The sequence below is a fragment of the Achromobacter sp. 1L-A-4-B-C2 genome (assembly GCF_057291955.1).
On record NZ_JBXAWP010000002.1, the window covers coordinates 849,067 to 873,023 of the forward strand.

Annotated in this window: 21 protein-coding genes; 10 read left to right on the forward strand and 11 right to left on the reverse strand. The window is 62.1% G+C overall.

Annotated features, from left to right (window positions below; all coding sequences use genetic code 11):
* The 11 genes from cheY to flhD all read right to left on the reverse strand — a co-directional run bounded on the left by cheY (nucleotide 1) and on the right by flhD (nucleotide 10,172).
* The gene (gene cheY, locus AC0Z35_RS11290; protein ID WP_006219033.1) at nucleotides 1-390 is read right to left on the reverse strand and encodes a chemotaxis response regulator CheY; all 390 of its coding nucleotides are present in this window, start codon (nucleotides 388-390) and stop codon (nucleotides 1-3) included.
* A gap of 49 nt (nucleotides 391-439) precedes the next feature.
* The gene (locus AC0Z35_RS11295; RefSeq protein ID WP_046806441.1) at nucleotides 440-1,498 is read right to left on the reverse strand and encodes a protein-glutamate methylesterase/protein-glutamine glutaminase; all 1,059 of its coding nucleotides are present in this window, start codon (nucleotides 1,496-1,498) and stop codon (nucleotides 440-442) included.
* A gap of 20 nt (nucleotides 1,499-1,518) precedes the next feature.
* Entirely contained in the window at nucleotides 1,519-2,373 is an 855-nt protein-coding gene (locus AC0Z35_RS11300) for a CheR family methyltransferase (RefSeq protein WP_046806440.1), read from the reverse strand.
* 8 nt (nucleotides 2,374-2,381) lie between these two features.
* On the reverse strand, nucleotides 2,382-4,085 hold the full coding sequence (locus AC0Z35_RS11305; protein ID WP_485131978.1) for a methyl-accepting chemotaxis protein: 1,704 nt from the start codon (nucleotides 4,083-4,085) through the stop codon (nucleotides 2,382-2,384).
* Between the two features lie 93 nt (nucleotides 4,086-4,178).
* Complete coding sequence (gene cheW / locus AC0Z35_RS11310; protein WP_006219029.1) at nucleotides 4,179-4,679, reverse strand: chemotaxis protein CheW; 501 nt, start codon at nucleotides 4,677-4,679, stop codon at nucleotides 4,179-4,181.
* A gap of 17 nt (nucleotides 4,680-4,696) precedes the next feature.
* Nucleotides 4,697-6,820 (reverse strand): chemotaxis protein CheA, encoded by a 2,124-nt coding sequence (cheA, locus tag AC0Z35_RS11315; protein WP_485131979.1) that lies wholly within the window; start codon nucleotides 6,818-6,820, stop codon nucleotides 4,697-4,699.
* Nucleotides 6,821-6,850: 30 nt separating this feature from the next.
* Entirely contained in the window at nucleotides 6,851-7,231 is a 381-nt protein-coding gene (locus AC0Z35_RS11320) for a response regulator (RefSeq protein ID WP_046806437.1), read from the reverse strand.
* Between the two features lie 2 nt (nucleotides 7,232-7,233).
* On the reverse strand, nucleotides 7,234-8,223 hold the full coding sequence (motB, locus tag AC0Z35_RS11325) for a flagellar motor protein MotB (protein WP_046806436.1): 990 nt from the start codon (nucleotides 8,221-8,223) through the stop codon (nucleotides 7,234-7,236).
* Nucleotides 8,224-8,234: 11 nt separating this feature from the next.
* Complete coding sequence (motA, locus tag AC0Z35_RS11330) at nucleotides 8,235-9,104, reverse strand: flagellar motor stator protein MotA (protein WP_046806435.1); 870 nt, start codon at nucleotides 9,102-9,104, stop codon at nucleotides 8,235-8,237.
* Nucleotides 9,105-9,234: 130 nt separating this feature from the next.
* Nucleotides 9,235-9,816, reverse strand: coding sequence for a flagellar transcriptional regulator FlhC (gene flhC / locus AC0Z35_RS11335; protein ID WP_046806434.1), 582 nt, complete (start codon nucleotides 9,814-9,816; stop codon nucleotides 9,235-9,237).
* A gap of 32 nt (nucleotides 9,817-9,848) precedes the next feature.
* Entirely contained in the window at nucleotides 9,849-10,172 is a 324-nt protein-coding gene (flhD, locus tag AC0Z35_RS11340; protein ID WP_046806433.1) for a flagellar transcriptional regulator FlhD, read from the reverse strand.
* A gap of 431 nt (nucleotides 10,173-10,603) precedes the next feature.
* Between flhD and AC0Z35_RS11345 the strand changes: the two genes are divergently transcribed.
* The 10 genes from AC0Z35_RS11345 (at nucleotide 10,604) to AC0Z35_RS11390 (ending at nucleotide 23,953) form a co-directional block, all read left to right on the forward strand.
* Complete coding sequence (locus tag AC0Z35_RS11345; RefSeq protein WP_046806432.1) at nucleotides 10,604-11,359, forward strand: RNA polymerase sigma factor FliA; 756 nt, start codon at nucleotides 10,604-10,606, stop codon at nucleotides 11,357-11,359.
* 188 nt (nucleotides 11,360-11,547) lie between these two features.
* Entirely contained in the window at nucleotides 11,548-13,152 is a 1,605-nt protein-coding gene (locus tag AC0Z35_RS11350; protein ID WP_314364037.1) for a methyltransferase regulatory domain-containing protein, read from the forward strand.
* 226 nt (nucleotides 13,153-13,378) lie between these two features.
* A complete protein-coding gene (locus AC0Z35_RS11355; protein WP_104144968.1) occupies nucleotides 13,379-15,067 on the forward strand; it encodes a flagellin N-terminal helical domain-containing protein in 1,689 nt (562 codons plus the stop codon).
* A gap of 254 nt (nucleotides 15,068-15,321) precedes the next feature.
* Nucleotides 15,322-18,756: an O-linked N-acetylglucosamine transferase family protein gene (locus AC0Z35_RS11360; RefSeq protein WP_485131980.1), complete on the forward strand. Its 3,435-nt coding sequence runs from the start codon at nucleotides 15,322-15,324 to the stop codon at nucleotides 18,754-18,756.
* Complete coding sequence (rfbF, locus tag AC0Z35_RS11365; protein ID WP_485131981.1) at nucleotides 18,753-19,523, forward strand: glucose-1-phosphate cytidylyltransferase; 771 nt, start codon at nucleotides 18,753-18,755, stop codon at nucleotides 19,521-19,523. Before AC0Z35_RS11360 ends, rfbF begins: the two co-directional genes overlap by 4 nt.
* A complete protein-coding gene (gene rfbG / locus AC0Z35_RS11370; RefSeq protein ID WP_485131982.1) occupies nucleotides 19,508-20,578 on the forward strand; it encodes a CDP-glucose 4,6-dehydratase in 1,071 nt (356 codons plus the stop codon). Before rfbF ends, rfbG begins: the two co-directional genes overlap by 16 nt.
* Nucleotides 20,575-21,132: a dTDP-4-dehydrorhamnose 3,5-epimerase gene (rfbC, locus tag AC0Z35_RS11375; RefSeq protein ID WP_485131983.1), complete on the forward strand. Its 558-nt coding sequence runs from the start codon at nucleotides 20,575-20,577 to the stop codon at nucleotides 21,130-21,132. Before rfbG ends, rfbC begins: the two co-directional genes overlap by 4 nt.
* On the forward strand, nucleotides 21,129-22,373 hold the full coding sequence (locus tag AC0Z35_RS11380) for a methyltransferase domain-containing protein (RefSeq protein WP_485131984.1): 1,245 nt from the start codon (nucleotides 21,129-21,131) through the stop codon (nucleotides 22,371-22,373). Before rfbC ends, AC0Z35_RS11380 begins: the two co-directional genes overlap by 4 nt.
* Nucleotides 22,370-23,197 carry an NAD-dependent epimerase/dehydratase family protein gene (locus AC0Z35_RS11385; RefSeq protein ID WP_485131985.1) on the forward strand — a complete coding sequence of 276 codons (828 nt, stop codon included), beginning with the start codon at nucleotides 22,370-22,372 and terminating at the stop codon, nucleotides 23,195-23,197. The genes AC0Z35_RS11380 and AC0Z35_RS11385 overlap by 4 nt, the downstream gene beginning before the upstream one ends.
* Nucleotides 23,198-23,953, forward strand: coding sequence for a CmcI family methyltransferase (locus AC0Z35_RS11390; protein WP_314364043.1), 756 nt, complete (start codon nucleotides 23,198-23,200; stop codon nucleotides 23,951-23,953). It abuts the gene before it with no gap.
* Nucleotides 23,954-23,957: the final 4 nt, after the last annotated feature.

Here is a 23,957-nt window from a genome sequence, read left to right on the forward strand (position 1 = left end):
TCAGCCCGCAATTTTCTCGAAGATCTTGGTGAGCTTTTCTTCCAGCGTTGCCGCGGTGAAAGGCTTGACCACGTAACCGTTGGCGCCGGCCTGGGCCGCCGCGACGATGTTTTCCTTTTTGGCTTCAGCCGTCACCATCAGCACCGGCAACGAAGCCAGCGATGCGTCGGCGCGGATCTGCTTGAGCATTTCCAGGCCGTCCAGGTTGGGCATGTTCCAGTCGGACACGACGAATTGGAAGCCGCCGTTACGCAGCTTTTCCAGACCGATCGCGCCGTCTTCGGCCTCGTCGACGTTCTCGAAACCCAGCTCTTTGAGCAGGTTGCGGATGATTCGTCGCATGGTGGGGAAGTCATCCACCACCAGAATCTTGATGCCCTTGTCTACCATCTTTCACTCCAGAAGAAATTTGCTTGAGATCGATCGGGGTGCAGTCGCGTCACACGCGGTGCCCACGGTCGCCCAGGCGAGTCAGAATGCGTTCGCTAATCGCCGACAGCGTCACCACTTCGTCGGCTGCGCCAATGGCAATGGCCTCGCGCGGCATGCCGAACACCACGCAGCTGGCTTCGTCTTGCGCGATGGTGTGCGCGCCCGCGCGGTGCATGGCCAGCATGCCCGCCGCGCCGTCCTTGCCCATGCCGGTCAGGATGACGCCGATGGCGTTCTTGCCCGCGGCCACGGCAGCGGAATTGAACAACACGTCCACCGACGGGCGGTGGCGGTTGACCGGTTCGCTGGCTTCCAGTTCGATCACATAGTTGGCGCCGCTACGGCCCAGGCGCATGTGCGTGTCGCCGCCCGGCGCCAGATACACGTGGCCCGGCAGCACGCGGTCGCCATGGACGGCTTCGCGCACCGTGACGGCGCACAGCGCATCCAGCCGCTGCGCGAACGAACGCGTGAAGCCGGCGGGCATGTGCTGCGTAATAAGAATGGCGGGGCTGTCCGGCGGCAAGGGTTGCAGCACTTCGCGGATGGCCTCGGTGCCGCCCGTGGAGGCGCCCACAATCACCAGCTTTTCCGAGCTGGCCAGCGGCCGGCGCAACATCGGCGCGGGCGCTGCCGGCGCGGCGTGCGGCGTGGGCGCGCGCAGCTTGGCGCGCGAGGCGGCACGGATCTTGTCGGCGATGATCTCGGTGTATTCCAGCAGGCCGTCGCGAATGCCCAGCTTGGGCTTGGTCACGAAGTCGATGGCGCCCAGTTCCAGCGCGCGCAGCGTGATTTCACCGCCGCGCTCGGTCAGCGACGACACCATCACCACCGGCATCGGCCGCAGGCGCATCAGCTTTTCCAGGAAATCCAGCCCGTCCATGCGGGGCATTTCCACGTCCAGCGTCAGCACGTCGGGGTTGTGGCGCTTGATCAGGTCGCGCGCCACCAACGGGTCGGGCGCGGTCGCAACCACTTCCATGTCCGGCTGGCTGTTGATGATTTCGGTCATCAGCCCGCGCACCAGCGCGGAGTCGTCTACACACAAAACGCTTATTTTTTTCATTGTTTGCTGCCTCGACCCGTTCAGGCCTTACTCGCACATTCGTAGACGGTCTGCCCGCGCAGACGAAAATCACGGCTGATGTAGGTGAAGTTCTCGGAGTGCCCCGCAAACAGCAGGCCGCCCGGCTTGAGCAGCGGCGCAAAGCGCTCCAGGATCTTCGCCTGTGTCGGCTTGTCGAAATAAATCATGACGTTGCGGCAGAAAATCACGTCGAACTTTTCGTTGATCGGCCAGCTGGGCGCCAACAGGTTCAACGTTTCGTACCGCACCATGTCGGCAATCTCGGGGCGCACGCGGACCTGGCCGGCGTTGGCGCCACGGCCCTTTAGGAAGAAGCGGCGCAGGCGCTCGTCTTCCATCTTGGCCACGCGTTCGGCCGGATACACGGCGGCGCGCGCGCGGTTCAGCACGTTGGTGTCGATGTCGGTGGCCAGCACCGTGGACGAGGCCGCGCGCGGGCCCAGGGCCTCGACCAGCGTCATCGCAATCGAATAAGGTTCTTCGCCCGTGGACGCCGCACAGCACCACACCGACACCGGGCCGCCGCGCTTTTGGGCGAAGTCGGCCAGGATGGGAAAGTGATGCGACTCGCGGAAAAACGCCGTCAGGTTGGTCGTCAGCGCATTGACGAATTCTTCCCACTCGTGCGCGTCGGGCTCGTTTTCCAGCTGGTCCAGATAGCTGCCGAAGTCGTGGCGGCCCAGCGCGCGCAAGCGTCGGGCCAGGCGGCTGTAGACCATTTCACGCTTGTGCGTGCCCAGCGAGATGCCCGCGCGCGCGTGGATCATCTTGCGGACGCGGGAAAAGTCCGCGTCACGGAAATCGAATTGGCGGTCCACCGAGATGGACGGCGCCTGGGTTGCCGCAGTTGCCACGCGATTCCTCAGTGCCCAAGCGCAAACGCGTCAGGCGCTTGCAAACGAGAGTCTTCATCGGACGGGCGCGCCGAAGACAGGCGATGCGCCGGTACTTCGATGACTTCGCCCGCATTGATCTTGAACACGGCCACGGCTTCCGCCAGGCGTTGGGCCTGCTCTTGCAGCGAGCCCGCCGCGGCGGCCGCTTCTTCCACCAGCGCCGCGTTCTGCTGCGTCACTTCGTCCATCTGCGACACGGCGCGGTTGACCTGGTCGATGCCGCTGGATTGTTCTTCCGAGGCCGCCGAGATCTCGCCCATGATGTCCGTCACGCGCTTTACCGACGCGACGATTTCCTGCATGGTCGCGCCCGCGCGTTCCACCTGCTGCGAACCCGCGCCCACCTTGCTGACCGAGTCTTCGATCAGGCCCTTGATTTCCTTGGCGGCCTGCGCGCTGCGCTGCGCCAACGAGCGCACTTCGCCCGCCACCACCGCAAAGCCCTTGCCCTGCTCGCCCGCGCGCGCCGCTTCCACCGCGGCGTTCAGCGCCAGGATGTTGGTCTGGAAGGCGATGCCGTCGATCACGGAAACGATTTCGGAAATCTTGCGCGAGCTGGCCGAGATGTCGTGCATGGTGTTGACCACTTCCGACACCGCCGAACCGCCCCGCTCGGCCACGTCCGACGCACTGGCGGCAAGCTGATTGGCCTGGCGCGCGTTGTCGGCGTTTTGCTTGACGGTGGACGCCAGCTGTTCCATCGACGCGGCGGTTTCTTCCAGGGACGCCGCCTGCTGTTCGGTACGGCTGGACAGGTCCGTGTTGCCGGCCGCGATTTCATGCGAGCCCACGTTGATTTCGTCCACGCCCCGACGCACGGTCGACACCGTGCGCGTCAGGCTTTCCTGCATGCGCTTCAAGGCGGCAAACAGCTGGCCGATTTCATTGGTGTTGCGCACGTCCACGCGCGCGGTCAGGTCGCCGCCCGCGATGCGGTCAAAGTGATGACCGGCCTCTTTCAGCGGCAGCAGCACGCGGCGGCGCAGGAACACGTAGGTGGCGAACACCAGCAGCGCGGCGATCACGCCACCGGCGGCCACGGCGATCAACACAAATTGGTAACGCACCTGCGCCACTTCGTGCGCGTCCAGCATCTTGCTGGCGCGCCAGAAATCAAAACCTTCGACGGCGCGGGCAAAGCGCCCTTCCAGCGCGTCCTGCACCGTCTGCACCTGCTTCTGGTAGGCCGGCATGTCGGCCTTTTCCAGCGCGGCGACCAGCGGGGTCAAGCCCTGCTGCACCAGCGCGGCGTACGACGCTTCGATTTCTTTCAGCGATTCGGCGGCTTCCGCTGGTTGCGGCAGGCTCTTGTAATACTCGTATTCGGCCTGGCCCTTGTTCATGGACGCCTTGGCGCGTTCCAGCAAACCGGTGGCTTCCGCCGACAGGCCCGTCGTCAGCAAGGTGGCCTGGCCCACGCTGCCCACGATGTCGGCATAGTTGGCGGTGGCGGCGCGGCCCAGGCCGCTCATCGTGTCCTTGTAGCTGTACACGACGCGGCCCACCGCGTCGTCCAGTTCCTGCGCTTGCTTGATTTCGGCCAGGGTGCCATTGCTGATGCGCAGGGACAGCACGCCCAGCGCCGCCCCAATCACCAACATGAATGAGAAGAACGCCAGCACCCACAACAGGCTGCTGCGTATCGTCATGTTCGCGAAAAACTTGCGCATCTCAAGAACCACCCTTTGACTGCAATCGTTAAAGGAAAGCGCCACATCGGATTGAATATGGCGCCTCTACCCCGCGTTCCGGCCGGATTCCGATCAGGAAGCGACCTTCTCCACCAGCGCCATTTCATCGCTGGTCATCATCTTTTCGATGTCAACCAGGATCAGCATGCGTTCGTCCACCGTGCCCAGACCGGTCAGGTATTCGGTGGACAAGGTGGCGCCGAATTCCGGCGCCGGACGAATCTGGCCGGCGTTCAACATCAGCACGTCGGACACGCCGTCAACCACGATGCCGACGACGCGGCGATCCAGGTTGAGGATGATGACGACGGTCTGCTCGTTGTAGTCGACGCGACCCAGGTTGAACTTGATGCGCAGGTCCACGATCGGGACGATGATGCCGCGCAGGTTCGTCACGCCCTTGATGAACGTGGGAACGTTGGCGATACGGGTCACCGTGTCGGCGTCGTAGCCGCGGATTTCCTGCACCTTCAGGATGTCGATGCCGTACTCTTCGTCGCCCAGCGTGAAGACGAGGAATTCGCTGCCGACATCTTCGTTGCGCGCGGATTGCGCTTGCGGTTTGGCTGCCATGATTTTTTATTGCTCCATCAATTCAGAATGGCTTCGGGCTGCGACCAACGCTCACGGTTGGCGCGCGCAAGCGCAAATACGTCGACAATCAGGGCCACGCTGCCATCACCCAGGATGGTGGCGGCCGAGATGCCAGGCACCTTGCGGTAGTTGGATTCCAGGTTCTTGACCACCACCTGGTGCTGGCCGATCAGGTGATCCACCAGCAGCGCAAATCGACGGTCTTCGGCTTGCATGATGACCGCGATGGCCTGCGTGGGATCGGTCTGCGCCTGGGCAACCGAGAACACGCGGTGCATCTCGACCAGCGGCAGGTATTCGCCGCGCACATGCATCACGCGTTCGTTGCCCGCCACCGAGTAGATCTGGTCGTTGGTCGGTTGCAGCGATTCGGTAACGTGGTTCAGCGGCAGGATGAAGGTCTCTTCGCCCACCCGAACCGACATGCCGTCCAGAATGGCCAGCGTCAGCGGCAGCACGATGCGCGTGGTGGTGCCGTTGCCCGGCTCGCACGACAGCTGCACGTGGCCGCCCATGTCCTGGATGTTGCGGCGCACGACGTCCATGCCCACGCCGCGACCCGAGATGTCCGTGACCTTTTCCGCCGTGGAGAAACCCGGCGCGAAGATCAGCTGCCAGATTTCATCGTCAGGCGAATTTTCGTTGACGGCCAAACCTTGCGCCATCGCCTTCTTCAGGATCTTTTCGCGGCTCAGGCCACCGCCGTCATCGCTGACTTCGATGACGATGTTGCCGCCGTTGTGTTGCGCGGACAGCACCAGCTGGCCAACCGGGTCCTTGCCGGCGGCGATACGCTTTTCGGGCGTTTCGATGCCGTGGTCCAGGCTGTTGCGCACCAAGTGCGTCAGCGGGTCGATGATGCGTTCGATCAGGCTCTTGTCCAGCTCGGTCGCGCGGCCGTAGGTCTGCAATTCGATCTGCTTGCCCATCTTGCCGGCGATATCGCGCACCAGACGCGGGAAGCGGCTGAACACGTAGTCCATCGGCATCATGCGGATCGACATCACCGCTTCCTGCAAGTCGCGGGCATTGCGTTCCAGCTGTTCCATGCCGTTAAGCAGGCGGTCGTGCAGCACCGGGTCCAGCGTGGACGCGGTCTGCGCCAGCATGGCTTGCGTGATGACCAGCTCGCCCACCAGGTTGATGACCTGGTCGACTTTTTCAACGCCCACCCGAATCGACGTGGATTCCTTGTCGGCATGCGCGGGCGCAGCCGGACGCGAGGCGCGGGCGGCGGCTTGCGTGATGGCTTCGGCCGCGGCGGCGGTGTCGGCGACCGACGGCACGGGCTCGGCGGCGACGGGCGCCGGGGCGGCTGCCGGTGCCGGGGCTGCTGCCACGGGTTCGGCCACGGGCGCGGCGGCCTGGGCGGCGGGCGCGGCTTCGCGGGTGATGGACAACTGGTCGCCGTCAACGATGAAGCAGCACACCGCTTCGATATCGTCCGGCGTGCACGTGCTGTCCATCCACACGGTCAAGGCGCCGTTGGCACGTTCGCTGGCGCGCACGTTGCCCAGGTTGCCCATTTCTTCGAGCAGCGACGCGGCGTCCTTGTCGGACACCTTGGTGATCCTGACCTTGAGCGGCAAGTCGCCGGCGTCAGCCGCCGGCGTCTGTACGGGTTCGGGCGCGGGGGCCGGCGCAGCGGCGACAGGCGCGGGCGCAGGGGCCACGACGGGCGCGGGGGCCGCCGGCGCGGCCACGGCCGCGGCGGGGTCCTTATGCTCCAGCGCCAACTGCCTCAATACGGCGCAGATACGCTCAAACACGGCTTCATCGGGCTCTTCGGAGGCCCGATAGGCATCCAGTTGGCTTTTGAGCACGTCTTTCGTTTCCAAGAAGATATCAATCATGTCCGTGCGCAGCGCCATTTCGCCGCGACGGATTGCGTCAAGAAGGTTTTCAAGCAGGTGGGTGGTGCCCGCCAGCTGCGTAAAACAGCCGAATGTCGCCGCGCCGCCCTTGATCGAGTGCGCTGCGCGGAAGATGGCATTGAGCTGTTCAATGTCGGGAGACCCTACGTCGAGCTCCAGCAGCAGCTGCTCCATCTGCGCGAGCAGCTCATCCGCCTCGTCGAAAAAGGTCTCGTAAAACTGACTGAGGTCCAAACCAGAACTCATGACCCGTACGCCTTCATAAATGAACCTGCTTTACGCGCCGGCCTGCTCATCGAGCAGCTCGGTCGCCAATTCCACCAGCACATCGGGGTCGACCGGCTTGGACAGCCAGCCACAAACGCCCAGATCCCGAGCGGCCATCTTGCTACCCACATCGTCTTCCGTGGTCAGCACCAGCACCGGCACATCCAGGTACTGGTCCAGCTCACGCAGGCCTTGAATCAATTCAAGCCCGCCCTTGACGGGCATATTCCAGTCGCTGACCACGAGGTCCACCGGATGGCTCTTGGCCACCTCCAGCGCTTCCTGACCGTTGCCGGCCGTCAACACTTTCCACCCCGCGCCCGTCAACGTCGCCTGGACGATCATCCGCATCGTCGCCGAGTCGTCCGCCACCAGAATCGTTGCCGCCATTGCTATCGAACCCCCTGAACCGGCGGCGCGTTCGCCGCTTCGCCTTGATTGGTTGCCGTCGCGGCCTGGGCGGCGGCTTGCACCGCCTCCACGGCCGTCCCCACCTCGCGAGCATCTTTGGCGCTTACGTCCGCGGCTGCGGCGTTCTCGTTTTCGATGCGCTTCTGGGTGTTCATATTGAGCACCACGAGGCTGATACGTCTATTAACGGCTGCATACGGATCATCTTTAACCAGACTCATGCTGGAAGACAGACCCTGGATGCGCATGACCTTGCTTTCGCTCATGCCGCCGGCCACCAATTCCTGACGCGAGGCATTGGCGCGGTCGGCCGACAATTCCCAGTTGCTATAGGCGCGCTCACCGCGCGCGTACTGCGAGGCGTCGGTGTGGCCCGAGATACTGACGCGGTTGGGCAGCTCGTTCAGCACCGGCCCCAGTTCGCGCAGGATGTCGCGCATGTACGGCTGCACTTCGGCGCGGCCGGTGGCGAACATCGGGCGGTTCTGGTTGTCGATGATCTGGATGCGCAGGCCCTCGGTCGTCAGGTCGATCAGCAGCTGCGGCCTGAAGCTTTTCAGGACGGGGCTGGTCTCGATGACGTTTTCAAGGCGGCGCTTCAGGTTTTCCAGGCGGTGCTGTTCGCGCCGTTCGGCGTCGCCCATGGGTTGCGATTCGACCCGATTGCCCTGCCCTTTGCGCACATCGCCCTCGCTGCGCAAGGGGTCGCGGCCGCCGCCGGGCACGGCGCTGGTCTCGGCCGAGCTGCTGGGCCCGCCCGTGATCGCCACGCGCAGCGGCATGCGGAAGTATTCCGCGATGCCCTTGAGCTCTTCGCGCGGCACGATGCTGATCAGCCACATCACCAGGAAGAACGCCATCATCGCCGTGATGAAGTCGGCGTAGGCGATTTTCCAGCTGCCGCCATGATGCCCGCCGCCCTTGACCTTCTTGCGGCGGATCACCACACGGTGGTTGTTTACGGTGCTCATCGCCCGCTCCGTCAGGCCTTGCCGGTCGACTTGGTTTGCCGGACGTGCTCTTCCAGCTCACCAAAAGTCGGACGCACGGACGAGAACAGCACCTTGCGGCCAAATTCCACCGCCAGCTGCGGCGGGTAGCCGTTCATGCTGGCCAGCAGCGTGGTCTTGATGCATTCCAGCACTTTCATGGCTTCGTCATTGCGGCGCTCGACCCGCGAAGCCAGCGGCCCCACGAAACCGTACGCCAGCAAGATGCCCAGGAACGTGCCCACCATGGCCTTGGAGATCAGGTCGCCCAGGATGGCGGGCGGCTGGTCCACGGCGGCCAGCGCCTTGATCACGCCCAGCACCGCGGCCACGATACCGAAGGCCGGCAGGCCGTCAGCCATCTGTTGCAGCGCGTGCGCGGGCACTTCGCGTTCATGGCGATAGGTCTCGATTTCCTCGTCCATGAGCGTCTCGATTTCAAACGAGCTCATGTTGCCGCTGATCATGATGCGCAGGTAGTCCGTAATGAACTCCATGAGCTTCGCGTCTTTGGCAATGCGCGGATATTCGCTGAAGATCGGGCTGGAAGCCGGGTCCTCAATATGCGATTCGATGGCCATCAGGCCTTCACGGCGCGCTTTATTCAACAACACGTACAGCAGAGCCATCAGCTCCATGTACACGTCCTTGCTGTAGCGCGAGCTTTTAAGCGCGTCGGGCAGCGCCTTCTTGACCAGCATCAGCGATTTTTTGCTGTTGCCGGCAAGAAAAGCCCCAAAGGCCGCACCAAAAATCAGTGTCAGCTCGAAGGGCTGGTAAAGCGCGCCCAAATGGCCGCCCAGCGCTATAAAGCTGCCGACGACCGACACGATCACCACGAGAAAACCGATAACAATCAACACATCAGGCCCCTGCCAACGAAGTCTAAAACTGGCGTCAATGATCCCCTGTTCCCCCCGACCCAAAAAGGCGGGTTACGGGGAGTTTTCCAGGGCTTTTGATGTATTTGGACGCGCGCCTGGCGCGTCCGGGTCACGGACGGGCAGCGCCGAGCGCGGGCACCGGACGGGTGCCGGCACGGGCTTTGGCGGCCGCGCGCGTCTTGCCGGCGCGAGGAGGCGGGCGGCAGATCGCGCACACGAAATCCGAGTGCGGATCGTGGGCATGGGCGATGAAATGGCCACCGCATTGGCGGCAGGCGGACAGCTGGAGCATGCCGCTGTCAAAGAAACGCACAAGCATCCAGGCACGAGTGAAGCTCAACACCGGTTCCGAGCTTTCGGCCGTGTCCAGGCCGGCGTTTTCCAGATAAAGGCGGTAGGCGTCGATGATGGCGCGAATGCCTTTGCTGCTGGTGCGCGCGTTCAAGAACGAATAAACGTTGTAGAACAGCGACGAGTGAATATTCGGCAGCCAGGTCATGAACCAGTCCACCGAGAACGGCAGCATGCCCTTGGGTGGCGAGCAGCCGCGGATTTCGCGGTACAAGCGTGCCAGGCGGTCGTGGCTGAGGCTGGTTTCAGCCTCCAGAACCTGAAGCCGCGCTCCCAGGGTAATCATGGAGCTGGCAAGCAGGATGTCGTCCGCTTCCTGAGATACGCTTTTGGAGGCCATTACACGAGTCCGAGTGGGTGTTGGAGCGGCCGTCAGGCCAGTTCTTCTACAGGTTGCTTGGCCAGCAAGATTGTTGCGTGAGCTTGTTGCAGCGCGCCGCCCAGAACATCATGGGTCAGGGCCGACAACAGGCTGTAGTCATCAAAGCGGAAACGGCACAGCAGCGAGCTAGAGCTGGCCAGCTTGACCAGTTGCGCCGGCGACAGGCGCATCAGGATGTCAGCGACTTCATTGCTGAATCCCAAACGAAACATGGATGCTGCAAAGTCATCACGCAACATACGTTGCGCAAGTAACAGGTATGACAGATTCACTTCGCGAATGTCTGCCAGCAAAGAATTTTCGACTTGTTGCACGCCCTACTCCCTATCCCAATCCCACCCACGGGGGCTCGATAACCAAAAGCACCGGTGTCTTAGTGACACCTGATTGCTGCTGCATCCTGTTTTAATGCGAAATGTATCATTTGTTCGCAATTTAAGTAAAATTTACCACAGGTGATGTCATTTTCTATGACTTATATGACAAATCTTTGTTGATATTGCGCAACCTGTGAGTTTCGATACACATTGACATAGAAACTCGTGACGAATTTACGTCAATTTGGCAAATAAGCATTCAAAACGTTGCGTACTTCCAGGAATGAAATGTTGTGCAGTGCCGACAATGTCACCTTGCCGATCACTAAATCCTGGTCGCTTTAGCGCAGCCGCGCGTTTGTCGACAATGTCGCAAATTGACAACGTCTGACGATGCGTCACGATGGACACCGCCTGACATTCCCGCAATGCCCCACGCAGATGACAGCTTGGTCGAATATGCCCCGCTAGTGCGGAAGCTGGCCCTGCAATTGCTCGCACGGCTACCCGCTAGTGTGGAGCTCGACGACCTGATACAGGCCGGCATGATCGGCCTGCTTGACGCCGTAAGGCGCTATCAGGAAACGGCAGACGCCCAATTCGAGACCTACGCCACGACCCGTATTCGTGGCGCGATGCTGGACGAGCTTCGCGGCCAGGACTGGCTGCCCCGCAGCGTCCGCACCAAGGCGCGCAAGATCGAGCAGGCTATCCAGCAGCTTGAGCAGCGCCTGATGCGCGCGCCTTCCGAAGCCGAGATCGCCGCCCAGCTTGAAATGCCGATCGGCGAATACCAGTCGCTGCTGCACGACGCCCAAGGCGTGCAGATCGTGCATTACGAAGACTTCACCACCGAACCCGATTCCGCCTCCGGCCAATCCGACTGGACCGCCACGCTGAACCACGGCTCGGCCGGTGGGAATCCGCTGGACGCGTTACTGGCTGGTGATTTCCGTCAGGCGCTGGTGCAGGCGATTGATGCCTTGCCTGATCGGGAGAAGTTGTTGCTGTCCTTGTGCTACGAGCAGGGCCTGAATCTGAAAGAGATCGGCGCCATCATGAATGTGACCGAGGCACGGGTGTGCCAGTTACGGTCGCAGGCCACGGCGCGGATCCGGGCGAAGCTGAAAGAGATGGCTTGGCAGGACCTGCCGCTGGAAGGGCAGATCGCGCAGATTATTTGAGGCGCCGAGCATCCGACTTCAGCGCCGGCGCAACGGCCGGCGAAATCGGGCTGGAAACGGGGTGAAATCGGACCTTATTCGCCCCTTCCATTGCCGCTGCGCACTGCTAGCCTTTCAACTGCCCTACAACTTTTGCGGCGTACCGCCTTTAGCGTCGCCGCGCACCCTTTCTTTCCCGGAATTTCGCCATGAGCGCACAAGACCGCTTGACGCAGGCCATCTCAGACGCCTACGACGAAACCCCCTATATATCTTTACCGTTTTCCTATACCGCGCCAGGCAGCCTCCGCGCCGTCGCGAGCCTGTACGGTCTTTCCGCGCCGGCACTTGATCGTGCCCGAGTCTTGGAGCTTGGATGCGCCGCTGGGGGCAATGTGCTGCCCTTCGCGCTGGCTTATCCTGATGCCCGCGTCGTAGGCGTGGATTTATCGCCACAGCAAATCGAGGCAGGGCAACGCGTCGCTGAAGCTGTGGGCGCCCGCAACCTCGATTTGCGGGCGATGAGCCTAGTGGACATCACCGCCGATTTCGGCATGTTCGACTACATCATCTGCCATGGCGTGTTCAGCTGGGTGCCGCCCGAGGTCCGCGATGCCATCTTCCGCATCTGCCGCGATAACCTTTCTCCGGAAGGAATCGCATACGTCAGCTACAACACCTATCCAGGCTGGAAGGCGTCAGACGTCATTCGCGACGCCATGATCCTGAATAGCTACGGCGCCGAAACCCCTCAAGAAAAGGTGGCCCGCGCTAAAGATATGTTGGAGTTGATCGAAAACGGCCTATGGAATGACAACCCGTTGCAGTCGGCACTACAGCACACGGCCCAAAAGCTGCGCGGCCAGTCGGATCATTATTTAATCCACGAGTACCTGGAAGCGATTAACACACCCTGCTACTTCCTGGAGTTCGCCGCCTCCGCTCAGCAAGCGGGCCTGACATACCTGACCGACGCGGAACCTCAGCTGACATTCCCATCCACGTTCGGCTCGAAGGTCGCGCTGGGCCTGAACGGTCTGGCCGTCAACGCCAGCCGGGAAATGCGGGAACAGTATCTGGACTTCGCAGTCGGCCGATCGTTTCGGAAGAGTCTGCTCGTCCACTCGGAGCGCGCCGAAGCCATCTTGGATCAACCCGAAGGCTCCGCCTTCACCGCCATGGCTTTTGCCGCCGACCTGACTGCATTGCCGGCGGCCCCTGGCGCCCCGGCGAATCAACGGCAATATCGGACCACCCGCGGCGCCACCCTGACCACGCACGATCCGGTGGCAAGCGGCATGATCGACATGCTGAAACAAGCGTGGCCGGGAACTGTCCCGTTCAACGTCATCCTGGAAATGGCCCGCGAACACGCGCCCAGTGCGTCGCAGGACGAACTGACCAGCGCCATCTTGGGCCACATTATTGCGCTGGTGCAGTCCAATGCCCTGCTGTACCGCCTGGAACCCGCCACCTATCAAGCCCTGCAATCCAAGCCGGCCTTGATCCCCGGCGCGCGTGAGCTGTTGCGCGAAGTGTCGAAGGCGGACTGCCAGGTAAGCATGCACAACCTCTGGCACCAGGGCATTACGCCCCCGGCCGACCCCCTTAGCCGGCACGTCATGAATGACATCGACGGCGCCCACAGCACCCTGGAGTTGCGCAGCGCGATACGCGACGCACTGACTTCCGGACGCCACCCGCATCCCAACGGTCAAAGCTACAAAGGCGCTCGCAATCTGGAACCGGTGGCCCAGGAATTCCTCAACTCCCTGCTGGCCGAGCTGCGCAGAACCGGGCTGCTATTGAATTGATCCCGCTCGATTTCCGGCCACCCTCGCCTTGAGCCGGGTGGCCGAGGCTCAAATCTCGTCGGCATATTTACGAATTACCAAAAAAAAGCCTAAAGATTGATTTGCGACTGCCGTAATCCTGACAACGGAGAAATTCGAAGACGCAAGAAAGCGAATTCTCCCGTTAACACGATGGGCGGCCCCGCTGCCCGGTTTGAAGAAGCCTTTCTCTCTTGGGAGCCTAAACATGGCTGCAGTCATTAACACCAACTACTTGTCGCTCGTTGCTCAGAACAACCTGAACAAGTCGCAATCTTCCCTCGGTACCGCCATCGAACGCCTGTCGTCGGGCCTGCGCATCAACAGCGCCAAGGACGACGCCGCCGGTATGGCCATTGCCAACCGTTTCACCGCGAACGTCAAGGGCCTGACCCAAGCCGCTCGTAACGCCAACGACGGCATCTCGCTGGCTCAGACGACGGAAGGCGCTGCCTCCGAAATCAATACCCACCTGCAACGTGTTCGCGAACTGACCGTGCAAGCCGGTAACAGCAGCTACTCGCAAGAACAGCTGAACTCGATGCAAGACGAAATTAACCAACGTCTGTCGGACATCGACCGCATCTCGCAACAAACCGACTTCAACGGCGTGAAGGTTCTGTCGGATTCGGCCAAGCCCCTGACGCTGCAAGTTGGCGCCAACGACGGCGAAACGATCACCCTGAACCTGTCGGAAATCAGCGTCAAGACGCTGGGTCTGGACGGCTTCAACGTGAACGGCTCGGGCGTGACCCAGAACCGTTCGGCTACCGTGTCGGACCTGCAAGCTGCTGGTGGCGTCGCCACCGGCAACGACTGGAAAGTGACGACGACGCACGCCGCCGCCACCGCCGACCAAACCTTCGCCAAGCTGGAAAACGGTAACACCGTCAGCGTCGGCACCGGCGCCACTGGCGTGACGTACACGTACGACGCCGCAAACAAGAACTTCACGTTCACCGACAAGTCGGCTTCGAACGCTGCTGCGGTTACCACCCTGGCCACCTCGCTGCGCCCGGCCACCGGCACCACGACCGGCACCTACACCCACAGCAACGGCTCCGCTTCGACCTCGTTCGAAGTTGACGCCACGGGCAAGGTTACGATGGGCGGCCAATCGGCCTACCTGGACGCCGCTGGCAACCTGACCACCAACAGCTCCAGCGCCACGGCAGCGACCCTCGACACCGTCATGGCGGCTGCTTCGAATGGTAGCGGCGGCGCCGGCAACTCGTCGGTCTCGATCGGCGGCAAGACGTACTCGAACACCGGTACGGCAAACCAACTGTCGTTCAAGAACACGATCGCCAGCGATGCTCTGCTGGCCAACGTCAAGGCCGATGCAGGCGCCGGCAACGTGATCGTCAAGCTGGGTCAAGGCATCACCAGCGCCAACGTCACCTTCACCAGCGGCAAGTCGACCGACACGTACGTTGACGACAAGGGCACGTTCACCACCCTCAAGACGTACGACACGACCTACACCGTTGACCCCAACACGGGCAAGGCTACGGTCAAGAGCGGCACGGGCACGGGCGACTACGCTCCCAAGCTCGGTGCAGAAGCCAAGGTCAACAGCTCGGGCAAGCTGACCACGGAAGACACCAGCAAGGGTACGAAGACGGGCGATCCGCTGAAGACCTTGGACGCTGCCTTCACCAAGCTGGACAAGCTGACCGGCGAACTGGGTGCTGTGCAGAACCGTCTGGAATCGACGATCTCGAACCTGAACAACGTGGTCAACAACCTGTCCAACGCTCGTTCGCGTATTCAAGACGCCGACTACGCCACGGAAGTGTCGAACATGTCCAAGGCTCAGATCCTGCAACAGGCTGGTACCTCGGTTCTGGCGCAAGCCAACCAAGTGCCGCAAACCGTTCTGTCCCTGCTGCGTTAATTCTCAGCGAGACACCAACGGTTGGGAAAGCTTCGGCTTTCCCACTTCTGGCCAGCGCTGGAACCTTCGCTTCATCGCTGGCCAACTCCAAAACCCGCCCTTCGGCGGGTTTTTTCGTTTCTCTCGAGCACAGACAGCTTCGCGGAAAATGGCGCGGATTTCCAACGCTGATTCGAGGAATGAACGCTTGAAGTCGTTCGTAGAATGGCCCAATCCTCACCTACGGGCCTCACGCCTGCCTGCCACAAACTTCCATGTCGAATCCGGCCTATCTTCACCGTCAGGCAATCGCCGAACCGGGGCGTCTGGCCCCCTGCCATTCCCCCATGAACCTACGGGCCACTGCCTACCTGTTCGGGATGGATGCTCCCGCCTTGGACAACGCACGCGTACTTTACGTTGGCTGCGGCTCCGGCGAAGGCCTGTTTCCGTTCGCACTGGCCTACCCCGGCGCACAACTCATCGGCATTGACGCTTCGGCAAGCGAGATTGAGCAAGGCCAGCGTATCGCGCAAGCGCTACGGCTGACCAACATTTCACTGTTCGCTCAGGACTACGCCGACCTGGGCATGGGCGCCGACACCCAACCGTTTGACTACGTCATCATTACTGGGCTTTACAGCTTCTTAGCACCTGACCAGGCCCAGACCATGCTTGACCGTTGCGCGCAATGGTTGGCGTCGAATGGGATTCTGTATGTGGACTATCACGTATATCCCGGAGCCAAAGCCCAGGAAGTGGTGCGCGACGCCGTCCTGCTGCATGGTCATTCGGCCCAGACTGAAGAGCAACTCCGTGGCAGCGCCACGGCCGCGTTGACGCTGTTCAACGAAGGACTTTCCTCCTTCAATCCGCAGGTAACGCCACTACGCATGGCGGCCGCCCAACTGCAGCGAGGACTGGAGGGCGACGTCCAAACGGGCGCCAATGCTCTGTCCAGCCACCCCTGCTACTTCATCGAACTTGCCGGCCGTGCCTCGCAAGCTGGCCTGGGCTACGTGGGCGATGCCATGCCCCTGGCCGAAATTGCCCTTAATCATGGCCAAAACGTTTCGCTCACAAACAGCCTGCTGACCATCGGCCAGCCCACAACTGTCAAACAACAATATTTGGACTTCGCCTCAGGAAGGGGATTCAGGCAGAGCTTGTTCACCACCCACGCGACGGCAGAACGACTTCGGCCCAGGCCGGACCTTGAGCGCTTGAAGGGCCTGCGCTGGGCCTGCGGCGCTCAACGACTGGCTGCCAATGGGCAGGAACAAGGCGCTACCTACGTCGACCATCTGGGTCGCGGGCTGGTTACGACCGAGTCCCATATGGTGAAGTTGCTGGACACTCTCTCGCACGCGTGGCCGGGTTCGCTGCCTTACACGACGCTCGTCGCCGTATTGATGCACGCCGAAAACCTGGATGACGCAGGCGCGCGCAAGCTGTTGGACAAGGCGCTGACGACGCTTCTGGAGCATGACCTCGCCCACTACTGCGTTGACGCTGGTCCTTACGACCGCGAAGGTGACGTTCCAGTCCGGCCGCTCGCCTGCATTGCCGTTACGCCCGACGGGAAGGACGAGCGTTTGGCTATCCCCCGCTTCAACTTGTGGCATGAGCGCGTCAAGCTTGTTTTTTCCGACAATCAAAGAGAAATGGCACGCAGGCTGGGCGAAGGCCTGCCACTGTTGCAAGTCAATACCGCCCCGGCCCCCGACGAGCCTGGAGTCGTGCAAGACTCGTCCAGTCTGCTCGAATTCCTTGGCTTGCTTAAACGCTATGGGCTGCTTGAAGGATCTGCGTCTGCCTGGGTTTCGCTACTGGGCACCGCCTTAAGCGCAAGCAAAGGAGACGCCCAGCTCTTCGGCCTCTACACCGGCGCGTTGGCGCGCGTCAGTCTGAATCAACGAATTCTTTCCCTGAGCGCCATGACGGGAGGCCTCCCTTCGGCTGCGGCGTCTCTGGCGATACGGATTCAGGGCTTGCTGTCCGAATCGCAGTACGACAAGGCCGAAGCCTTGGCCCGGCAGCTTGCCAAGACGGTGCCAGGCGCCTCGGCGGCGTGGGAACCACTAGCGGTGACGCTGTGCAACTCCGGCAGGTTCCGCGAGGCGCTGGCGCCTACGCTGCGCATGCTGGAATTAGCTCCCGCCCGCGCGCAGTGCTACATCATCCTGGCGTCCTGCCTGACGGCCCTGACGCGCACGTCCGAGGCCATCGGCGCGGCCCGGCGTGCTGTGGAGCTAGCGCCGTACGACGCCAGCACACATGGCGTTCTCGGCGACGCCCTATGTTCGGAATTGCGCTACAAAGAAGCTCAGGCGAGCTGCCTGGCCGCGCTGGCTTTAGACCCGAACCAAGAAAAAGCACGGACCAACCTCGGCAAAATCCTGATGGATCGCGGTGATGCCGAAGGCGCGGTTGCCGCAGCAAGAACAGCGGTTGCCCTCGCCCCAAAGGCCCTAATCCCGCACAACAACTTGCTGTTTTCGTTGAATTACTCCCCGAGCGCAAGCGCGCAAGAGGTGTTCGACGCCTACCGTCAATACAACCAAACACATTGCGAGGGACTACGGTCGACATGGCGCGCGCATACGAATTCGCGCGATGCCCGCCGACCCATTCGCATAGGCTATGTCTCGCCGGACTTCCGGCAACACTCGGGCAACAATTTCATTGAGCCGCTTCTTGCGCACCATGACCGCAAGGACTTTGAAACGCACGCTTATGCCGAATTCGTTGCTGAAGACGCAGTCACGGCGCGATTCAAGCGCTATTTCGACAAGTGGACGCCGACGGCAGGAATGAGCGACAGCGCGCTGGCAGAACGAATCCGTGCCGACGGCATTGATATTTTGGTTGACGTGGCAGGGCACACAGGCGGCAACCGTCTGGGAGTCTTCGCGCGCAAGCCCGCGCCGGTATCCCTGACGTGGCTGGGTTTCGGTTACACGACCGGCCTGACCGCCATCGACTACATCGTGAGCGACGAGATGATGGCCCCCAGTGGCAGCGAACATCTGTTCTCGGAAAAGCCCTGGCGACTCGCTGACACAAATTTCGTCTACCGCGCAGGGACCACGATGGGCGACTGCGGAGATTTGCCGGCCCTGAACAATGGCTACATCACCCTGGGCAGTTTGACTCGAGCCATCCGCGTGAACGACAAAGTCGTGCGGGTATGGTCCGAAATTCTTCATCGCATTCCCAAATCGCGCCTGATCGTAAACAGCAACAGCTATCGCGACGGCCCCATGCGGGAAGAACTGGCTAATCGCTTTATCGCACAAGGGATCGAACGCGACCGGCTTTTGATCGGCTGGGAAAGCCCTCCCTGGAATGTTCTGCGCAGTATGGACATAGGCCTGGACTGCTTCCCGCACAATTCGGGCGTGACTCTCGTCGAAACCGTTTATATGGGTGTTCCCTACGTAACGCTGGCCGACCGCCCCAGCGTGGGGCGCATCGGCAGCTCCATCCTGCATGGCATCGGCCACCCAGAGTGGATTTCGCAGAGTCAAGAGGAATACATCCAAAAGGTCGTCGCGCTTGCCAGCGACCTTCCCGCGCTGGCCCGCATCCGCGCCAATCTGCGCGCCGAGATGCACGCCAGCCCCTTGATGGACGAACCCGCGTTTGCCCGCAAGTTCGAAGCCGCCCTGCGCGGCATGTTCACTACCTGGTGCGAATCCCAAGCATGAGAGCCATCATTCTTGCCGGGGGCCTGGGCACCCGGATCTCGGAAGAAACCCACACACGCCCCAAGCCGATGATCGAAATCGGCGGGCGGCCCATCCTGTGGCACATCATGAAAACGTACTCCGCCCACGGCGTGAACGACTTCGTGATCTGCTGCGGCTACAAGGGCTACATGATCAAGGAGTACTTCGCCAACTACTTCCTGCACATGTCGGATGTGACCTTCGACATGGCCGACAACCGCATGGAAGTGCACCAGCGCAAGGCCGAACCCTGGCGCGTGACGTTGGTGGACACCGGTGAAACGACCATGACGGGGGGCCGCCTCAAGCGCGTGGCCGACTATGTGAAGGAAGACGAAGCGTTCTGCTTCACCTATGGCGACGGCGTGGCGGATATTGACATCAGCGCACTGGTCGCCTTTCATCGCCAGCATGGCAAGGCGGCCACGGTCACCGCCGTGCAGCCGCCCGGACGCTATGGCGCGCTGCGCCGGGACGGCGACCGGGTCACTGGATTCACGGAAAAACCGCGTGGCGACGGCGGCCTCATCAACGGCGGCTTTTTTGTGCTGTCGCCCAGCGTGCTTTCCCTGATCCAGGACGACGACACCACCTGGGAAGCCGGCCCGCTTGAAACCCTGAGCCGCGAAGGTCAGTTGCATGCCTTCGAGCATCTGGGCTTCTGGCAGCCCATGGACACGCTGCGCGAGAAAAATCTGCTTGAATCGCTGTGGAGCACGGGCAAGGCGCCATGGAAAGTCTGGTGAGTCCCTCCCCCGCGTTCTGGCGTGGCAAGCGCGTCCTGCTGACCGGCCACACAGGCTTCAAGGGCAGCTGGCTGGCGTTGTGGTTGCACCGCTTGGGCGCCCGGGTGACGGGGGTGGCGTTGCCGCCCTGCACGCAACCCAGCCTGTACCAGTCCGCCGGCGTCGCCAAGCTGATCGACAGCCATCATGCCGACATCCGCGATGCCGCCTCGCTACGCGACATCGTGCTGGCCGCCCGGCCCGACGTCGTGCTGCATCTGGCCGCACAAGCGCTGGTGCGCCCCAGCTACGCCGCCCCGCTGGATACCTTTGCGACCAACATCATGGGCACGGCACACCTGCTGGACGCACTGCGCGCGGTGCCGTCTGCGCGCGTTGCCGTCATGATCACGACCGACAAGGTCTATCGCAACAACGAATGGCTATACCCGTATCGCGAAAGCGACACGCTAGGCGGGCACGATCCCTACAGCGCCAGCAAAGCGGCCAGCGAATTGGTCATCGCATCGTATCGGGATGCCTTCCTTCAGGCGCAGGGCGTCGCCGTGGCCACGGCCCGCGCCGGCAACGTCATCGGCGGTGGTGACTGGTCGGTGGATCGCTTGCTGCCCGATGCCGTTCGCGCCTGGCGCGACGACGGCGATCTGCACATTCGCCGTCCCGACGCCGTACGGCCTTGGCAGCATGTGCTGGAACCGTTGGCGGGCTATCTGATGCTGGCGGAGGCGCTATGGGACCAACCCGTGCTTGCCGGCCCGTTCAACTTTGGCCCGGATGCCGCGGAAGCCGCATCCGTGCGGACAGTGGTGGACATCGCGCAGGCTGCGTACGGACGCGGCCGGACCGTTTACGCTGAACAGGTCGAAGGTCCGCACGAAGCCGGTTTGCTGACGCTGGACACGTCCAAGGCAAGAGCCGTTTTGAATGTGGCTCCGCGCTGGCCGCTGGCGCAGGGCGTCACGCGCAGCATGCAGTGGTATCGCCGCTTTGACGCGGGTGAACACGCGCTGGCGTTGTGCCACGCCGACATCGACGACTACGAGGGGCAGCCATGAGCCTGGACGTCATCGATACACCTTTGGCCGATTTGAAGGTCATACAGCGCCACCCTCGTGGCGATGCGCGGGGCTTTCTGGCGCGCCTATTCGATGCGGGCGACTTGCGAGCCTGCGGCTGGCAACGTGCTGTTGAGCAGGTCAACCACACCTATACCGCGCAGGCCGGCACGATACGCGGCATGCATTATCAGCTGCCGCCACACGCCGAGATGAAGCTGGTCAGTTGCATCCGTGGCGCCGTCTGGGATGTCGCCGTGGATCTGCGCGCTGGCTCGCCCACTTTCCTGCAATGGCACGCCGAGCGTTTAAGCGCCGACAACGGTCGCGCCCTGCTGATTCCCGAGGGCTTTGCCCACGGCTTTCAGACACTGACTGACGACGCGGAAATGCTGTATTGCCATTCCGCCCCCTATTCACCGCAGGCCGAAGCCGGCCTGCACTTCCAGGACGCCCGCGTGGGCATCGCCTGGCCGTTACCCCTGACCCTGGTGTCCGAGCGCGATCAGCAACACCCCCGCCTGGACACTGCATTTTCTGGAGTCGCACTGTGAAGTGCCGCCATTGCCAGGCCGACTTGCGCCTTCCTTTCCTGGACCTCGGCCATGCGCCGCCGTCCAACGCCTATCTGACCGAGGCCGCACTGCGCGGCCCCGAGACGTGGTTTCCGCTGCGCATCCTGGTATGCGAATCGTGCTGGCTGGTCCAGACCGAAGATCATGCGGGACGCGAGGCATTGTTCACCGACGACTACGCCTACTTCAGCTCGTTCTCGTCGTCGTGGCTGGCGCATTCGCGCCAGTACGTCGATACGATGATCAGCCGTTTCGGACTCGGCGCCGACAGCATGGTGACCGAGATTGCCGCCAATGACGGCTATCTGTTGCAGTACGTGAAAGCGGCTGGCGTACCGTGCTATGGCGTGGAGCCCACGGCCAGCACGGCGCAGGCCGCGCGTGAGCGTGGCATCGATATCGTGCAACGCTTCTTTGGCGTGGCGCTGGGTGATGAGCTTGCCGAGCAAGGCCGTGCGGCCGACCTGATTGCAGCCAATAACGTGCTGGCTCACGTGCCCGACATCAACGATTTCGTGTCGGGTTTTACGGCGTTGCTCAAGCCGCAAGGCGTGGCGACCTTCGAGTTTCCGCATCTACTGCGCATGGTGCAGGAAAACCAGTTCGATACGGCGTATCACGAACACTATTCATATCTGTCGTTGACGGCTGTGTCGCGCATCTTCGCATCCAATGGCTTGTCCGTATTCGATGTCGAGCAGTTGGGCACGCACGGCGGCAGCCTGCGCGTTTTCGCGCAACGGGCCGACACCGGCCGGCATGCCGTCAGCGACAATGTCGAGCGCATCCTGGCCCTGGAAAATCAGGCCGGCATGACCGCCCCCGAGTTCTATTCGCGCTTTCAGCAAGAGGCCGAGCGCATCAAGAACGATCTGCTGGCGTTTCTGGTGGAACTGCGTCGAGGTGGCAAGCGCATCGCGGCCTACGGCGCGGCTGCCAAGGGCAACACGCTGCTGAACTTCGCGGGTGTGCGCCCCGATCTGCTTGCCTACGTGGTGGATTTGAACCCCGCCAAGCAAGAGAAGTACCTGCCCGGCAGCCATATCCCGATCGTCACGGAAGCCCGGTTGCGGGAAGACAAGCCCGAGTACATCCTGATCCTGCCCTGGAACCTGAAGGCAGAAGTTTCCGAGCAACTGGATTACGCCCGCCGCGAATGGCACGCCAAACTGGTCACGGCCATTCCTTCGCTGTCCATTGAAAGCAGCCCGTCCGCATGAGCCATCGACAGGTCACCGTCCTGGGCGCGTCGGGCTTTATCGGCCGGCACCTGGTCGCGCGCTTGTGGGCGGACGGCGTGCCGTGCAACGCCCCGCCTCGAAGCGATGCTGACCTGCTGAGCCGACCCTTGGGTCATGTGATCTATGCAATCGGCCTGACTTCGGACTTTCGCAGCCGTCCGCTTGAGACCGTGGAAGCGCATGTCTGCCTGCTTCGCACCTTGCTGGCCGATGCTGACTTCGACAGCCTGACCTATCTGTCCAGCACTCGCGTCTATGCCGGATCCTGCGACACTCGCGAAACGGCAACGCTTGCCGTCAACCCGAACGACCCGAGCGACCTGTACAACCTGTCCAAGCTGATGGGCGAATCATTGTGCCTGCACGGGGGTCGCGCGGGCGCAAAGGTTGCGCGCCTGTCCAATATCGTGGGCTTGCGTGACACGCCGGACAGCTTTATCGACCAATTGCTGGAAGAAGGCGCACGCGGCAACGGCGTCACGCTGCGCACCTCGCTTTCGTCCTGCAAGGACTATCTCTACGTTGACGACGCGGTGTCGCAAATTTTGGCCATCGCCCTGTCGCCGGCGGCCTGCGGCATTTACAACGTTGCCCATGGCACGGGCATTGCCAACCGCGACGTGGCGCACTGGCTGCGCGAGACGCTGGGCTATCGCTGCACCGTTGAACCGGGCGCTGCCGAATGGACCTTTGCCGATGTCGACGTGACCCGTATCCAGGCGCTTTGCGGGGCCGCCCCGCGCGCCTTCTCCGACTATTTCCCGAATTTTCTCGAGCAGTACCGCCTGCACAAAGGAATCTGAATGTCCTACCTTGAAACCACGCCCGACGCGCACCCCGAGTACCGCCAGGAAAAAGAAGCCCGCATCGCCGGCTTCGCCAGCGACCAGGAATTTCGCGAGTTGTCCATTGCCTGGCGCCAGATGGCGTTGGAACGCAAGTACATGAACAACTTTTCGTGGGCCGGCCGCCCGCTGATCCAGTTGCCCATGGACGCCATGGCGATGCAGGAACTGATCTGGGCCGTCAAGCCCGACCTGATCATCGAAACGGGAATTGCCCATGGCGGTTCGCTGATGCTGTCCGCCTCCATGCTGCAACTGCTGGGCGCGGGCGAAGTTGTGGGTGTCGACATCGAGATCCGCGAACACAACCGCAAAGCGATTGAGGCGCATCCGCTGGCCAAGCGCATCCATTTGATCGAAGGCTCCAGCATCGACGCCGCCACGATAGCCCAAGTGCGAGCACACGCCGAAGGCAAGAAGAACATCATGGTCTGCCTGGATTCGAACCACACGCACGACCATGTGCTGGCGGAACTGAACGCCTATGCGGATCTGGTCAGCGTCGGCAGCTACTGCGTCGTGTTCGACACCTTCGTGGAAGACATGCCGGCCGACTACGAATGGCCGGGCCGGCACTGGGGCAAGGGCAACAACCCCAAGACCGCCGTGTGGGAATGGATCAAGCAACACCCCGAGTTCGAAATCGACCGATCGGTGGAAGACCGCCTGCTGGTCACGTCCGCGCCGGACGGTTTCCTGCGCCGCAAGGCCTGACGGG